Here is a 16,544-nt window from a genome sequence, read left to right on the forward strand (position 1 = left end):
ACTTAAAACCTCACCACATGAAATCTTCTAAAAATAATACACTAAAAGCTCATTTTTTGGTGTGCCTTACTATATGTATTTGCACAGTTTGCACATCACTATCAGGTCAATCTATTTTTAAAAATGCCTCTAATCAAATCCCACAAGTTACACCAACAGGTGCAGACTCTTTTGATTCGGATCTTGTAGATGTTGATGGCGATGGAGATTTGGATATTTTTATTGCTGAAGGTACTGCTGGATTCTCTGGTCGTGCCAATCGACTTTTGATAAACAATCAAGGATTTTTTACAGATGTTTCAGAAAGTAATTTACCCATATCCCTTAATCCTGCAAATAGTATAAGTGCAGATTATGGTGATATTGATAATGATGGAGATGTGGATATTGTAGTAACTAATCTAGGACCAACACAATTACTACTAAATCAAGGTAATGGTATATTTTCTGATGAGAGTATCAACTTATTACCACCTCCTCCTATCAATATATTTGAAGATATTTCTACCGAAATAGGTTTTGAAGATGTAAATAAAGATGGACTTCTAGATATTTTTATTGCTAATGAAATACCTCCGATACCAGATATAGGACCAGCAGGAGCGCAGAATTTTCTATACATCCAAAATACAGATGGAACTTTTTCTAACGAATCTTTAAGTCGTTTACCAAATGTAAAAAATCAAACAGGAAGCTTTGTCTTTGGCGACATTGATAGCGATGGCGATAATGATCTTATTATAGCTAATGTTGGTCAAAATCAAGTTTTGATCAATGATGGAAATGGTTTTTTTACTAATGAGACCGAATTGAGAATCTCTCAACAAAATACAGCTAGCCGCGCTATGGTGTTAGCAGACATTGACAATGACACAGATCTTGATCTCATTATTGCAAACAGTAATTCAGAACAAAATCAGGTTTTTATAAATGATTCAAAAGGTTTTTTTCAAGAAAACACGACAAATGCATTACCAGAAAAAATAGATACAAGTACCGACGTAAAACTTTTTGACTTTAATTATGACGGTTACCTTGATATCATTTTTGCCAATTCTGCTCCTAATCCGATGGGGCCAGCTGGAGGTGGTCACCCTTTAGCTCCTGCCCCAGATATACTCTACATAAATGATGGTTCAGGAATCTTTACTGACGCTTCTTCTATTTTCTTACCGCAAAACAATGATATTAGTTTTGATATTGAAATTGCCGATGTTAATGGTGATTGTTTAGACGATATATTAGTATCAAATGCAAATGATGGGATCGAAAAATTATATTTACGAGATAGTACTCCTCAAACTCAATTTACCAATATAGTACCATTTACCACTTGTATTACTGATAATCATGATGGTACTTTAACAGCGACCTTTGGATACACTAATTCAACTCAAAACACAGTATATATCCCTAAAAGTAATAGAAACAAATTAATTGCTGCTACCAGAAACCCTCCGGTTATCTTTTTCCCTGGTACGCATACAGATGTATTTTCTGCAACTTTTAGAGTAAGTATGGCGTGGATAATTAATAAAGATATTGCGATCGCCACGAGAAGAAACTCAATGTGTGATACTGATATATTTACCAAGAATAATGACGAAGATTTTAATTTAGAGATCACGAATTACCCTAATCCATTTTCAGGATCCACAACAATTAAATATACTATTCCACAAGCAGATATGGTTGAAATACTATTATATGATCAATCAGGAAGAATTATTAAGATTATACAAAAATCACATCAAAGCAAAGGTTCACATAGCATACAACTTAATGCTACTACTCTTGGACTTAAAAATGGTATGTACTTTTATAAAATTACATCTGGACAAAGTAGCTCAATTAAATCTCTTATAAAAAATGGATAATAAATTCATTAATTTTGTACATGTTTTTAGTTCTTTAAAGCTGCTTTACTCTTTTTAATACCAAAATAAATAATAAAGCCTCCTGTAAAAAACATTAATAAACTATATACTGCGGGAGCTATTGCAAACGAACTGTTTTCTAAAATAACGACTGCTACCGTAATTGCTAAGGTTCCATTCTGAATTCCTGATTCTATTGCAATAGAAATAGCACTTTCATTTCTAAGCTTGAAAATTTTAGCAGAATAATACCCAATCATCATGGTACCAATATTCAAACATAAAGCAATAAGACCCGCTTGTTCAAAATATGAAATCATATTGTCTTTTTCTTTAATCGAAATACCTATAATTACCAGAGCAAGCACTATTCCAGAAGCTATACGAACCGGTTTTGCCATGTTTAAAGCAAATGACTCTTTGTAATGTCTTATTACCATTCCTATGATTACGGGGATAATTGTTATTATCATTATTCGAATTATAGTTCCCGGGATATCTAAGGCAATCGTTCTGGATTCATCCAAAAAATGTAATAATGCAATATTTACGATAAAAGGAATCGTAAAAATAGACACAAAACTACTTATCGCCGTGAGCGTTACTGATAAAGCTACATCACCTTTTGCTAAGTGAGAAATCAAATTTGACGTAGCTCCTCCGGGGCAAGCAGCCAAGATCATAATTCCGATAGCAATTTCTGGTCGTAAAGAAAATGTAGAAGCTAGCAAAAATCCTAATAAAGGCAGGATAATTAGCTGATTAGTTAACCCAATAACTATCGCTTTTGGATAAATTAAAATTCTTTTAAAATCATCAACAACAAGAGATAACCCCATCCCCAACATAATTATTATTAATGATGAAGCTAAAATAATTGTTGATACATTATCCATAATAAATAGTAGTTATTTTTAAAGCAATATAAAACATTTAATATAAATTTTAAGAATACCTCACTATTCACAAAAAAGAATGTTTAAAATTTTGATAAATAAAAGGATCTAAATGCATATTTTAAAGTAATATTTTTTAAGTTTGACAAATTATGCTACTCTGTGCTACATACAGGTAACTATTTTAATCCTGATTCTTTTAAAAAAGTATCACCTTAATACTCTTCGAAACTATGCTGGCTGTTTCTACATTTATACTATTCACCTTGCTTGTTGCGTATATATCTTATCGTAAAACCAAAGGAGAAGCTCTAAATACATCTGATGGATACTTTTTAGGAGGAAGAAGTCTCGGATGGTTCGTTATTGGTGGATCACTCTTTTTAACCAATATGAGTGCTAATAACTTTATCGGAGAAAATGAACAGGTATATAATGATAGTGTTGCTGTAATGGCTTGGGGGATGACCTCTATATTATCCTTAATTATAGTATCCGAATTTATTCTACCCATTTATCTCAAAAATGGATCTGTAACCACACCCGACTTTTTAGAAGATAGGTTTGATTCGAGTATAAAAAAATGGATATCTATTATATTTCTAGTTGGGTATGTTATTAATATGATGCCACCGGTTTTATATGCAGGTGCAGTAGCTTTTAATGGAATGTTTGATCTCTCTGGCGTTTTTGGATTAAGCAATTGGGCTACAATATGGATTCTTGTGTGGTCTATTGGTATCGTAGGAAGTATATATGCCATTTTTGGAGGATTAAAGGCAATTGCTGTTTCTGATGCAATCAATGGTATAGGCCTTGTTATTGGTGGTTTGTTAGTTCCGTTTTTTGGATTACTATACATAGGAGAAGGTAGTTTTTCTGTAGGTCTCGACATGATCTTAACACAAAACACAGAGCACCTTAATGCTATAGGCAAACCCGATTCTCCCGTTCCCTTTAGCACATTATTTACAGGTATGCTATTGGTTAACTTAAATTACTGGGGAACCGAACAATATATCATGCAACGTGTTTTAGGAGCCAAAAATTTAGCTGCAGGTCAAAAGGGTATTGCACTGGCAAGTGTGTTAAAAGTAATCTCTCCGATTTTATTAAATATTCCAGGACTTATAGCCTTGCATATCTATTTTAACGTAGAGAACACTGCAGAGATTTATCCGCGTTTAATTGGGGATGTAATGCCAGAATATTTAACAGGGTTTATGGCAGCCATCATTTTTGGGGCAGCACTTACTACATTTAATTCTGGTCTTAATAGTTCTAGTACTTTATTTATGTTAAATATTTACAAGCCATACCTAAAGGATAAAAACAAAGAAATTGGAGATTTAAAACTAATCAAGAAAAGTAAATATTTACAGGTATTTCTGGCTATGACCGCTATGTTTATCGCTCCTTTTATAGCTTTCGTAGATGGTGGTTTTTTTGACTATATCCAAAAAGTGGCCGGATTTTTTAGTGTACCTATATTCACAATTCTATTCGTAGGATTTGTCACTAAAAAAGTACCTCCAATTGGTGCTAAAGTAGCTCTGATATTTTTTATCACCTGTTACGGACTTACGCAATTGGTATTCGATACAGGTCTACATTTTCTTCATATAATGGCAATTTTGTTTCTAACAAGTACGGCAATCATGCTATTCTTTGGTAAATTCTATCCTATGAAAGTGCCGTATAAACCAATAGATAAAAAAATAGTAGATATTAAACCCTGGAAATATAGACACCTAATATCCTTATTACTTATCATTATTGTAATCGCAACTTATATTTTCTTTTCCCCATTAGGTGTGGCATCGTAACAAGAATAACTCAATATCATTATGGCTAACTTAACAACAAAAGGCTGGTGTTTTTTTCAAGAAATAGGCAAAGAACAACTTCCTTATGATGGAATATCACTATATACAAAGGAGGAATACTTTGATTTTAGCATATCATCTCAAATAAACCAATTAGAAAAAGAGCTATATGTTACAACTGTAAAACTAAGCTCATCTACTCCTAAAAATACAAAACCTGTTAAACTAGTATGGAAAATCCCTGCTATTAATCTTAAAGGAACCTGGTTATCAAATTATGAAAGTGATCGACGTGTGTTTGCAGAGTTTGATGCAGAACGCATGCTTGTTTCAAGAACTGCTTACGAGGCACCTATACTATGTCTTTATGGTCATAATGATCAAAACTTACATACATTTGCCTGTTCTGATGCTATTAACACCTTATCATTAGGTGCAGGACTTAGAGAAGAAGATGGGTGGGTATATTGTAATGTAATCTTGTTTACCGAAAATGTTCCTGATTTTAAAGATTATGAAATTAGCATCTTATTAGATTATAGAAAACATCGATATGAACACTCTTTAGGTAAAGTTTCTGATTGGTGGGAGTCTTTTACTAAATATACTCCCATGAGCGTTCCTGAAATAGCAAAACAACCCATGTATTCTACATGGTACTCCTATCATCAAGAAATTAGTAGTGACACCCTTCTAAAAGAATGTACAATAGCATCAGAAATGGGTTACCGTACTATAATCGTTGACGATGGTTGGCAAACAAATGATAATAATCGTGGGTATGCATATACCGGAGATTGGTTACCAGAACGTTTTCCGGAAATGTCAAATTTTGTTTCTGATATTCATGGTTTAGATATGAAAATAATGTTATGGTATTCTGTCCCCTTTTTTGGAAAATACTCTAAAGCATATGAGAAATTTAAAGGAAAGTTTCTTCATTTTTCTGAAGAGTTTCAAGCCGCTATTGTTGATCCCAGATATCCTGAAATAAGAGAATACCTCGTTACTATTTATTCAAATGCACTTAAAAACTGGAAACTAGATGGTTTTAAGCTTGATTTTATTGATCATTTTATACCGTATCCAGAAACCATTTTGACTTTAGAAGATGGCAGAGATTATGCAGCAATTGGTCCAGCAGTAGACCGATTAATGACAGATATAAAAGAGGCCTTAATAGCAATTAATCCTAATATTTTAATTGAATTTAGACAACATTACATAGGACCTGCATTACGAAAATGTGGTAATATGTTAAGAGCACATGATTGCCCCAATGATGCTGTTACTAACCGAAGACGTATAATTGATCTAAGGTTACTTTCTGGAGATACCGCTATACATTCGGATATGTTTATGTGGAATTATGATGAACCTGTGGCATTAGCTGCTTTGCAATTTGTAAATATTTTGTTTTCGGTTCCTCAGGTATCTGTTCGTCTTGGTGAAATTTTAGAATCTCATAAACAAATGGTTTTGTTCTACACTTCCTATTGGATACAAAACCAAGACATACTATTAAGTAGAAATTTAACGGCAATAGGGCCTTCAGAAAATTATCCTGTGGTGAGAACTATTACAGAAAAAAAGGAGATTATTGCAGTGTATGCAGATGTTGTAATTGACCTCTTTAGTGAAGCTCAATATATTGATATAATTAACGGAAAAACATCAGAAAAAATAATTCTTAATACTGTATCTAGTCAAAAATCTTATAAAATCTCCATCATAGATTGTCAAGGGAATATAATTAAAAACACTACAAATTCATTTCAAAAAGGACTCATATCCATAGAAGTACCTATTTCAGGAATGATAACTCTATCAGCAGTTTAACATGAAATCAGAAATCAATTTTGATAGCGCCCATTTTTGGGAAAACCCTAAAGTATTTGCCATTGGCCAAGAAAAACCACACGCCAATATGTTTCCCTATGAGGATTTTAGCTTTTCTAAAGAAAATAAAAAAGAATATTCCTCTAGATTTAAATCTTTAAATGGCCTATGGTATTTTAAATATTCTGATCGTCCAGATCGTCGACCTAGTAATTTTCAAAAGCAGTCTTTTGACACTTCTGCATGGGATCAAATTAATGTCCCCGCAAATTGGGAATTAGAAGGGTTTGGTGTCCCTATCTACGTCAATGATCGCTATCCTTTTCCTAAAAACCCTCCTTATATTCCACATGATGACAACCCTGTTGGTTCCTATAAAAAGACATTTACCGTTCCAGATAATTGGCAAGGACAGCAAGTTTTTATTCATTTTGGATCTGTAAAATCCGCAGCTCATTTTTGGATAAATGGGCAATGGATAGGCTATAATCAGGATTCGATGACTCCTATAGAATTTAACATTACAGAACACCTTATAAAAGGTGAAAATACTGTGGCCGTAGAAGTATATCGATGGTGTGATGGGTCGTATCTAGAATGTCAAGATTTTTGGCGTTTAAGCGGTATACAACGAGAAGTTTATTTGTTTTCAAGAAATGCAATATACATTCAGGACTATTTTGTGAAAGCAGACCTAACTTCAGATTATAATGATGGAATATTAGATCTTAATGTTTCAATCCAAAACACAAACAATCAATTATGGAACGGCACTGTTGAATGTGAGATATTCGACAATAATAATGATCTTTTCTTTACGAAAACAATAGGTATTCAATCTACTTCAGAAAATTCTCTCTTTTCTATTAAAGAACATCTTCCTAAACCATTAAAGTGGACTGCAGAAACACCAAACCTCTATCAATTTTCATTAAAATTAATAGATCAAGAAAAAAACATTTTAGAAGTTATACACTCCAAAATAGGATTTAGAAAAGTAGAAATAATGAATGCTCAACTCTTGATTAATGGAAAAGCAATAACCATAAAAGGTGTAAATCGTCATGAACATGACGAAGTGACTGGACGTGTTATCTCTGAAGAAAGTATGATTCTTGATATCAAATTGATGAAACAATATAACATCAATGCGGTACGAAATAGTCACTATCCAAATAAGGCTAGATGGTACGAGTTATGTGATGAGTATGGATTATATGTTATCGACGAGGCTAATATAGAAACTCATGGTATGGGGTCAAATTATTCAACCCCTTATGACACATCTGTTCACCCCTGTAATTTATCCGAGTGGAAATCTGCTCATTTGGATAGAGTATCTAGAATGTTTGAGCGTACAAAAAATCATCCTTCTATAATTATCTGGTCTTTGGGCAACGAAGCTGGAAATGGTCCAAATTTCAAAGCAGCATATCAATGGATAAAATCTAAAGACACTACCAGACCCGTGCAATATGAGCAAGCAGGAGATGAAGAAAATACGGATATCGTATGCCCTATGTATCCGACTATCGAAGAGATTGAGAAATATGCTAAAAAAAATCCAAAAAGACCCTTTATCATGTGTGAATATGCACATGCTATGGGAAATAGTGCAGGAAACCTAATAGACTATTGGAATTTGATTCAGAAATACCCCACTTTACAAGGTGGATTTATATGGGATTGGGTAGATCAAGGTATTGCAGCATATACAAAAGAAGGTGAAAAATATTGGAAATTTGGCGGAGACTTTGGCGCTACACATATTCCTAGTGATGGTAACTTTTGTATTAATGGATTGTTATTTCCAGATCGTACACCACATCCTGCCATTTGGGAAGTAAAGAAATGTTACCAATCTATTAATTTCAAAGTCATTGATTTAAAAAAAGGTATTATAGAAATTAGCAATGATTTTGATTTTATCTCTCTTTCAGACTTTCATATTAATTGGGAAGTATCTTCAGAAGAAGGGAATATTTGTTCTGGGTTACTTAAAGACCTTACAATTGATGCCGGTTACTCAAGTCAATTTCAAATTGATTATCAATTTGATCTTAATCCTAGTATAGAATATTTTTTAAATCTTCAGGCTATTTTTAGTAAAGAAGACGATAAGTCAATTCCCTTTGGTCATGAAGTAGCAAAAGAACAATTTTTACTCCAATCTCCTTCCAGAAAAGAATCTAACGACTTCTTTTCAGAAAAAGAACTTTCTATTTCAGAGATAAAAGAATCATACCAAATATCTGGTGAAAATTTTGTTATTCAGATAAGTTTAGCAACTGGATTACTAACCTCATTTTCCTATCGCGGGACACAGTACATTGATGAACCTATGCGCCCTAATTTCTGGAGAGCTCCTAATGACAACGACTTTGGCAATACTATGCCTGAACGTACAAAAATATGGAGATATGCTGGACAAAATCATACGTTAAAGGATATCAAACTTGTCAAACAATCTAAACATCAAGTTATTATCAATACCACTTTAATACTACCTGATGTCGATTGTTCTTTTAAAATGAAATATTCTATCACTAATAATGGCGTATTATCTATTGATTGTTATTTTGAACCAGGCTCTATGCAGTTGCCTGAGTTACCCCGATTAGGGTTATACTTTAAAACCAACAGCTCTTTTACTAAGATTAAATGGTTTGGCAGAGGTCCTTTTGAAAATTATATCGACAGAAAACATGCTGCACATATAGGTCTGTATGAAAAAGAGGTAGATCATATGTCACATGATTATATAAGTCCGCAAGAAACTGGTAATCGAGAAGATACTAGAAAACTAATTCTAAAAAACACTAATGGAGCACAATTAGAAATTTCAGGAAGCCCGAAATTCAGCTTTAGTACATTGTATTATAGTCCAGAGACATTAACCCAAGAGAAACGGGGAATTTTACATCATATTGAGCTTCAAAAAGAAAATGCAGTATCTGTATGTTTAGATCATTTTCAAATGGGTATTGGGGGTATCGATTCGTGGGGAGCCTTCCCTTTAGACAAATATCGATATTCATTAGATCATTACACTTTCTCTTTTACCTTAAAAGCAAGTAAAACGCTTTAGCCATCTTAGACTATTTTGTACAGGATACTGTTTTTCAAGTTAAGATAACCTTAAGAGTTACTGTTTTTTAATTTATTTATATTTAGGGACTAAATTAATTCAACATTCTCAGTCAATGAAATTTTACACTAATCAGCATAGGATTGTCTATGCCCTTTTTTTTCTAATCTCTTTTATTGGAATATCTCAGGAAAACAAAACGCAAAATGATACTATTAAAAAAGCTACAAAAGAGCTTCCTCTAGAACCTGAACGAACTATTTCTTTCACCACAGAGAAAGGAACTTGGATTTCTCTAGATGTAAGTCCCGACGGAAAAACTATTGTCTTTGATCTTATAGGTGATATTTACACCATACCCATTGCAGGAGGTAATGCTACACAAATAACAAAAGGAATGGCTTATGATGTACACCCTAGATATAGTCCTGACGGTAAATCATTAGTTTTTATTTCTGATAAAAGTGGATCAGATAATATTTGGACTTTAGACCTTTCTACCAAAGAGGATAAACAAATCACCAAAGAAAAAAAGCATAATTTCTATTCTGCAGAATGGACTCCTGATGGAGAATATATCGTTGGATCAAAAGGACGTGGTAGTATTAAATTACATGTTTATCATAAAGAAAGTGGTTCAGGAAGTCAATTGTTTGATAAGCCAGAAGATGTAAAAGCTATTGACCCGGCTATTAGCCCCGATGGTAAACTACTATATTTCTCAAGACGTAAAGGTTCCTGGGATTATAACGCCCAATTACCACAATATCAAATAGGAACTTATGACATGGAAGATGGAGATGTTGATATCATAACATCTCGATATGGATCTGCATTTACTCCAACACTCTCTAATGATGGCAATTGGTTGGTATATGGTTCTCGTTTTGAGGACGAAACAGGACTTATGCTTAGAAACTTAAAAACAGGAAAAGAACGTTGGTTAGCCTACCCTGTACAAAGAGATGAACAAGAATCTATAGCACCACTAGGCGTCTTACCAGCAATGTCTTTTACACCTGATAGTAAAAACCTTATCGCTTCGTATGGTGGTAAAATATATAAGATTTCTTTAGAGAATAATGCCGCAACAGAAATTCCTTTCAAAGTAGATGTTAAACTCAATCTAGGACCTAGATTAGATTTTAAATACCCTATAAAAGATGACAAAAATGCTTTAGTGACTCAGATACGTGATGCAAAACCGTCTCCAGATGGTTCTAAACTCGCGTTTACAGCATTAAATCGTTTATATCTTATGAATTTGCCTAACGGTACTCCTAAAAGGCTAACTACAAACAACTTTACCGAAGCGCAGCCAACATGGTCTCCTGACGGAAAATACATTGTATATACAACCTGGAAACAAGGAGGAGGGCATTTGTTTAAAGTTAATATCGAAGGGAGACCTAAACCAATACAGTTAACAAAAGAATCAGGTATATATACTAAACCATCTTGGTCTTATCGCTCTAATCGAATTGCATTTCATAAAGGATCAGCACAGGTCTATGATGATGCAATAAATCCATTTTCAAATGGAGTTCAGGAAGATTTAGTCTGGATACCCGCAGCAGGTGGTGATATTAAGATGATCGACAAAACTAAAGGAAGACAAAACCCTCACTTTACCAAAGTAGATGATCGTATTTACTTAACTAGCAATAAAAAAGGGCTAATTTCTATTCGATGGGATGGATCTGACGAAAAACAACACTTAGAATTAACTGGAATTACCACTTATGGTTTTCGTGATAGCTCTGGTAAAGACGATCATCATCATGTAATGGATGCTTGTTTTGCTTTGTTATCCAAACAATACGGTGCTGCAAATAAAAATGCTTCACGGCCATCTGAAATACAAATTTCTCCTGACGGAAAAACAGCCTTAGCACAAATAAATAATGATATTTATACCGTCATTATTCCAAGATATGGTAAAACACCATCTATATCCCTAGCAAAAGCTGATCAAGCAGCTTTTCCTGCTATGAAACTAACAGTTATGGGAGGAGAATTTCCTAGCTGGTCTACAGACAGTAAAAAAATTCATTGGTCTTTGGGAGCAAGTCACTTTAGATATGACATTGCAGCTGGAAAAAAGTTTGCCGATAGCTTAGCTGCTGCTAAAAAGAAAGAAAAAGAACTTAAGAAAACTGAAAAAAAATCTGATTCTACAAAAACCGACGATAAAGAAAAAAAGAAGGAACCTAAATTTGAAGCCCAAGAGTTTAAAGTAAAAGTCACGTATGAAAAAGACACTCCAAAAGGTAATTTATTATTAAAGGGAGGACGACTTATTACAATGAATGGTTCTGAAGTAATTGAAAACGGAGATATTTTAGTAGAAAATAATAGAATTAAAGCTATTGGAGTTTCAGGAAGCTTAACTGTACCTTCCAATACAAAAACTATAGATGTTTCTGGAAAAACTCTGGTGCCTGGATTTATTGATACCCATGCACATATGAGACCCACTTGGGGCATTCATAAAAATCAAGCTTGGACATATTCTGCTAATCTTGCTTACGGGGTAACTACAACCCGTGACCCTCAAACTGGCACTACAGATGTCCTTACCTACTCTGATATGGTAGAAGCTGGTACACTGCACGGACCACGTATATATAGTACTGGTCCAGGTGTCGGATTCTGGCAATATCAAATAGAGAGTCTGGATCATGCAAAAGATGTATTAAAGCAGTACAGCCACTATTACAATACCAAAAGTATCAAAATGTATATGGTTGGTAATCGTCAGCAAAGACAATGGATCATTATGGCGGCAAAAGAATTGAAATTAATACCTACAACAGAAGGAGCTCTTAATTTTAAATTAAATATGACGCAATTATTGGACGGATATCCAGGTCATGAGCACTCGTTACCTATCTATCCTATTTATAAAGATGTCGTAAAAACTATTGCCGATTCTAAAATGGCATTAACACCAACTCTATTAGTTTCTTATGGAGGGCCTTGGGCAGAAAACTATTATTACTCACGAGAAAATGTGTGGGGGGATCAAAAAATACAATACTTTACTCCCTACGAAGAATTAGCACGTAAATCTAGAAGAAGACCAGGATGGTTTATGGATGAAGAACATGTGTTTAAAAAGCATGCAGAATTTATGAAAGATTTAGTTGAAGCAGGAGGTCTTGCTGGTGTTGGAAGTCATGGACAATTACAAGGCCTAGGATTTCATTGGGAATTATGGTCTGTAGGTAGTGGCGGAATGAAAGATCATGATGCGCTTAAAGTCGCTACAATACTAGGAGCGCAGGCGTTAGGCCTAGATAATGACCTAGGAAGTCTTGAAAAAGGAAAGCTTGCCGATATATTGATTCTAGCAAAAAATCCATTAGAAAATATTCGTAATACAAATACACTTACGCGAGTTATAAAAAATGGTAGAGTATATAATGCCGATACGTTAGATGAAGTATGGCCTAAAGAACAAAAAGCTGAAGTTTTTCATTGGCAAACTAAAAAACCAAAGGGAATCCCAGGGATCAAAAAATAAGTGTTTAAATTATTCAAATAATACCGTTTATATAAAATAAATTAAAAGTGCTAGTATCTTGCTAGCACTTTTAGTTTTAAGAAAAAATAGAAACTTCAATTATAATTCTTTAATCTATTTTAAATGTTAAGGCTTTTTAATTACGGTACATTAAAATGCGAAATCTAGTTCATTACATTTTAATGGAGTATTAAGTGTATTTTAAACGGAAAAAGGCTATGCTTTCTCCGTATGTTTTAGCTTAAAAAACACACTAACCACTAACAATCAAGTAGTTGAATTCATATTACTCTATATAAATCTATTTGTGGTATTAAACAAAATCAACCAAATTCAATGTTTTTAAAATCTAGAAATGACTATTTTTGTACATTCTTACAACCAAAAATCACTTTTAGACCCCCTAACTAAAATGACCAATCATTTATTTAAAACACCAAAACACTTATTTTCACTCCTTTTATTTTCAATAATTTTTTCATGTTCACCAATCAAATTAGATACTACAAAAAATGAAGAAAGCAGTAGTCTAAAAGATCCTAAAGACATGATCATTTCAATCATTTTAAATGTCTATAAATCGTCCAGTACAAAGAAGGACTCACTCTCTCTTTATGAAATCAGTATTGTAGATGGTCTTTTAAAAAAAGACATTACGCCAGCTCCTAAACGTGTTTCAGGAAAATGGATGTTATCTTTTTTAAACGCAGAACATGAACTAATTAAAAACACGATACTCGACGATCCATTGACCATAGAACATGAATATGTTATTGGTAACGAAGATGACCTTAAATTTGAGCACGTAGAAATGCAACTTGAAAAGGCTACCTTAACCGTTCGGGCCAGATATTCACCAGACATGAAAGCTATTTTAATTGAAAAAACCGATTCTTTAGGAAACCCCGGCGCAGCTAAACTATTTAAAATTCGAGAATAATTCTCACTCATATTTTATCTTAAAACCTAAATCACATGAAAAAACAATTACTACACATTATTTTGTTACTATTTCCACTTTTGTTTGGATCTCTAGTAGTCAAAGCACAATCTTTTCCTTATGAATATATCATACGAAATGGCGCTCCATCGTCAAAAATAAATTTGGTATTTGTTGGTGATGGATATCTGCCTAGTCAAATGAATAGATATATTTCGGATGTAACTTCGGCGACAAACAAGATGTTTCAAATGGAACCTTTTAGATCACTTAAGGGTAATTTTAATGTAATTGCTGTTAAGGTGCCGTCAAATTCCCAAGGAGCGGCAAGTTCACCAAATAATCTAATTAATAATTATTTTGGTAGTACTTTTAATTATAGCGGAATACAACGGCTTCTAGTTGCAACAAGAAGTGGAAGAATATCCAGTGTAATTAATAATTCGTTTCCGCAGTCTGATCAAGGAATAATTATAGTTAATGATTCCAGATATGGCGGATCAGGAGGAGCTTATGCTACACTTTCAACCAATAGTGCGGCTCCTGATCTTCTTGTGCATGAACTAGGGCATAGTTATGCTGATTTGGCCGATGAATACTGGTTCAGAGCTCAAGAGAAAGCAAATCAGACTTCTAACGGAAGTTCTTCTACTAACAGATGGCGCCAATTTATTGGACGAGCTGGTGTAGGAATTTATCGCTATGAAAGCCCTGGGAGCAATTATTACAGACCTCATCAATCCTGTAAAATGCGTTATCTATCCAGTAATTTTTGCCTAGTTTGCCAAAATCATATCCGTAAGGTTACCAATAACCTAGGCGGAGATGGTGGTGGAGAAACCCTCGCTATTCCAGCAAATTTAGTAGCGCAAAATGTTGGAGCTACCTCATTTGGAATTACTTGGTCTAGTGTATCAAACGCATCTTCATATGACATACAATTATGGAATGGAAGCGATTGGATAAATAAAGGCAACACTAGTACTACTTCATTTTCATTTTCAGGTCTAGTGCCCAATGGTACAGAGTATGCAAGGGTTCGTGCAACTAATTCTACAAGTGCAAGTGAATGGACCAGCTATGTTACCGTTCAACTTAATGGTACCGATGTAGCGACCCCTGCCCGACCTACAGATTTAAAATCTTACAATATAAACCCTACTTATTTTGGGATTTATTGGACCACTGTAGACGAAGCTACATCTTATGATATTCAAAGATGGACTGGAAGTGAATGGGAATTTCATGGAAATACTAGTTCTTATTATTATTATTTAAATGACCTTCCTGCTGGCAGTACCCAGTATGTTAGAGTTAGGAGTAAAAATAGTGTAGGAACTAGTGACTATACAGAATATATTACTGTTGTACTTGGCAGTGCTGGATCTTCGGCTCTTAGACCAGAAGAAAATCTACCTAATTCAAAAGAAGTAAAAAACCAAATTGCCTTATTTCCAAACCCAGTAACTCGCGAACTGCATATACAAGGCCCACCAGATCAAAATACCGGAGTAATTTCTGTTTTCGCACTATCCGGAGAATTAATTTTAGAAGAAAAATTTAATACAGATACCCTAATGTTAGACGTGTCTGTATTACAATCAGGAACTTTTATTGTTATTGTAAAATATGACGATGGCTCTTCTATAGTCAAAAGATTTGTAAAAGAATAAAAAAAGAGGCAGTCTAAAAAGATAATTTTTCTGTCATTTCGAGCGGAGTCGAGAAATTGTATATCTTGATTTTCAACACATTTCGACTCCGCTCAATGGGACAGATTACAACTATCAATAATTTTCAGATATTTTTTTTAAAATCTATCAATTCGATATCCCAAAAAAGATTAGTTTTCTAAAACTCTTCAAATAAGTAATCCTGGTTTAAGTTAGATGTCATAAATTGAACTATTTGTAATTTGAACATTATATTTCTCTTTTTAACATGAATAAGAATCAATCTGAAGAAAGCTCGTATTGGACAAAACGATATGCCGAAAATCGAACTGGTTGGGATATTGGATATGCAGCAACGCCCTTTAAGAACTACATCGATCAATTAACTGACAAAAGCATTAAAATCTTAATTCCTGGAGCTGGAAATGCCTATGAAGCCGAATATTTATTTCAAAACGGGTTTTATAATGTATACGTACTAGACATTTCTCAAACCCCGTTAGACTCTTTTTCAGAAAGAGTTTCTAATTTTCCAAAGTCACAATTATTACTAGGTGATTTCTTTACCTTATCTGGAGACTACGATCTAATTTTAGAACAGACTTTCTTTTGCTCATTTGTTCCTACCCCTGAAAATAGGTTTGCCTATGTAAAACAAATGGCAAACCTCTTAACAACAAATGGTAAACTTGTAGGGCTTTGGTTCGACATACCACTTACAGGAGATATGGAGAAACGCCCTTTTGGCGGAGATAAACAGCTTTATCTTTCCTATTTAGAAACCTATTTTAATACCGTCACCTTTGAAAAATGTTACAATTCTATTCCTGAAAGACTAGGAAATGAATTCTTCGGAATTTTTTTAAAAAAATAGCTGTT

9 protein-coding genes are annotated in these 16,544 nt (G+C 33.8%); 8 read left to right on the plus strand and 1 reads right to left on the minus strand.

Annotated elements, in window-relative coordinates:
* Positions 1 to 17: 17 nt before the first annotated feature.
* Positions 18 to 1,877 carry an FG-GAP-like repeat-containing protein gene (locus tag AWE51_RS00260; protein ID WP_066307853.1) on the plus strand — a complete coding sequence of 620 codons (1,860 nt, stop codon included), beginning with the start codon at positions 18 to 20 and terminating at the stop codon, positions 1,875 to 1,877.
* 26 nt (positions 1,878 to 1,903) lie between these two features.
* On the opposite strand, the gene AWE51_RS00265 is transcribed toward AWE51_RS00260, so the two are convergent.
* Positions 1,904 to 2,773 carry a bile acid:sodium symporter family protein gene (locus AWE51_RS00265; RefSeq protein WP_066307856.1) on the minus strand — a complete coding sequence of 290 codons (870 nt, stop codon included), beginning with the start codon at positions 2,771 to 2,773 and terminating at the stop codon, positions 1,904 to 1,906.
* Positions 2,774 to 3,006: 233 nt separating this feature from the next.
* On the opposite strand from AWE51_RS00265, the gene AWE51_RS00270 reads away from it, so the two are divergent.
* The 7 genes from AWE51_RS00270 to AWE51_RS00300 all read left to right on the plus strand — a co-directional run bounded on the left by AWE51_RS00270 (position 3,007) and on the right by AWE51_RS00300 (position 16,539).
* A complete protein-coding gene (locus AWE51_RS00270) occupies positions 3,007 to 4,599 on the plus strand; it encodes a solute:sodium symporter family transporter (protein ID WP_066307863.1) in 1,593 nt (530 codons plus the stop codon).
* 21 nt (positions 4,600 to 4,620) lie between these two features.
* A complete protein-coding gene (locus AWE51_RS00275) occupies positions 4,621 to 6,438 on the plus strand; it encodes a glycoside hydrolase family 36 protein (RefSeq protein ID WP_066307865.1) in 1,818 nt (605 codons plus the stop codon).
* Between the two features lies 1 nt (position 6,439).
* Entirely contained in the window at positions 6,440 to 9,526 is a 3,087-nt protein-coding gene (locus AWE51_RS00280) for a glycoside hydrolase family 2 TIM barrel-domain containing protein (protein WP_066307868.1), read from the plus strand.
* A 115-nt stretch (positions 9,527 to 9,641) separates the two neighbouring features.
* A complete protein-coding gene (locus tag AWE51_RS00285; RefSeq protein ID WP_066307871.1) occupies positions 9,642 to 13,052 on the plus strand; it encodes an amidohydrolase family protein in 3,411 nt (1,136 codons plus the stop codon).
* Between the two features lie 355 nt (positions 13,053 to 13,407).
* A complete protein-coding gene (locus AWE51_RS00290; protein ID WP_066307874.1) occupies positions 13,408 to 13,992 on the plus strand; it encodes a hypothetical protein in 585 nt (194 codons plus the stop codon).
* A 35-nt stretch (positions 13,993 to 14,027) separates the two neighbouring features.
* The gene (locus AWE51_RS00295) at positions 14,028 to 15,665 is read left to right on the plus strand and encodes a M64 family metallopeptidase (RefSeq protein WP_066307876.1); all 1,638 of its coding nucleotides are present in this window, start codon (positions 14,028 to 14,030) and stop codon (positions 15,663 to 15,665) included.
* A gap of 268 nt (positions 15,666 to 15,933) precedes the next feature.
* Positions 15,934 to 16,539: a methyltransferase domain-containing protein gene (locus AWE51_RS00300; RefSeq protein ID WP_066307878.1), complete on the plus strand. Its 606-nt coding sequence runs from the start codon at positions 15,934 to 15,936 to the stop codon at positions 16,537 to 16,539.
* Positions 16,540 to 16,544 lie beyond the last annotated feature (5 nt).

The sequence above is a fragment of the Aquimarina aggregata genome, assembly GCF_001632745.1.
Classification (GTDB): domain Bacteria; phylum Bacteroidota; class Bacteroidia; order Flavobacteriales; family Flavobacteriaceae; genus Aquimarina; species Aquimarina aggregata.

Bases quoted from the DNA above. Each gene is read 5' to 3' on its own strand.
- AWE51_RS00290 (WP_066307874.1), top strand. From the start codon at position 13,408: ATGACTATTTTTGTACATTCTTACAACCAAAAATCACTTTTAGACCCC.
- AWE51_RS00280 (WP_066307868.1), top strand. From the start codon at position 6,440: ATGAAATCAGAAATCAATTTTGATAGCGCCCATTTTTGGGAAAACCCT.
- AWE51_RS00285 (WP_066307871.1), top strand. From the start codon at position 9,642: ATGAAATTTTACACTAATCAGCATAGGATTGTCTATGCCCTTTTTTTT.
- AWE51_RS00270 (WP_066307863.1), top strand. From the start codon at position 3,007: ATGCTGGCTGTTTCTACATTTATACTATTCACCTTGCTTGTTGCGTAT.
- AWE51_RS00295 (WP_066307876.1), top strand. From the start codon at position 14,028: ATGAAAAAACAATTACTACACATTATTTTGTTACTATTTCCACTTTTG.
- AWE51_RS00265 (WP_066307856.1), bottom strand. From the start codon at position 2,773: ATGGATAATGTATCAACAATTATTTTAGCTTCATCATTAATAATAATT.
- AWE51_RS00275 (WP_066307865.1), top strand. From the start codon at position 4,621: ATGGCTAACTTAACAACAAAAGGCTGGTGTTTTTTTCAAGAAATAGGC.
- AWE51_RS00300 (WP_066307878.1), top strand. From the start codon at position 15,934: ATGAATAAGAATCAATCTGAAGAAAGCTCGTATTGGACAAAACGATAT.
- AWE51_RS00260 (WP_066307853.1), top strand. From the start codon at position 18: ATGAAATCTTCTAAAAATAATACACTAAAAGCTCATTTTTTGGTGTGC.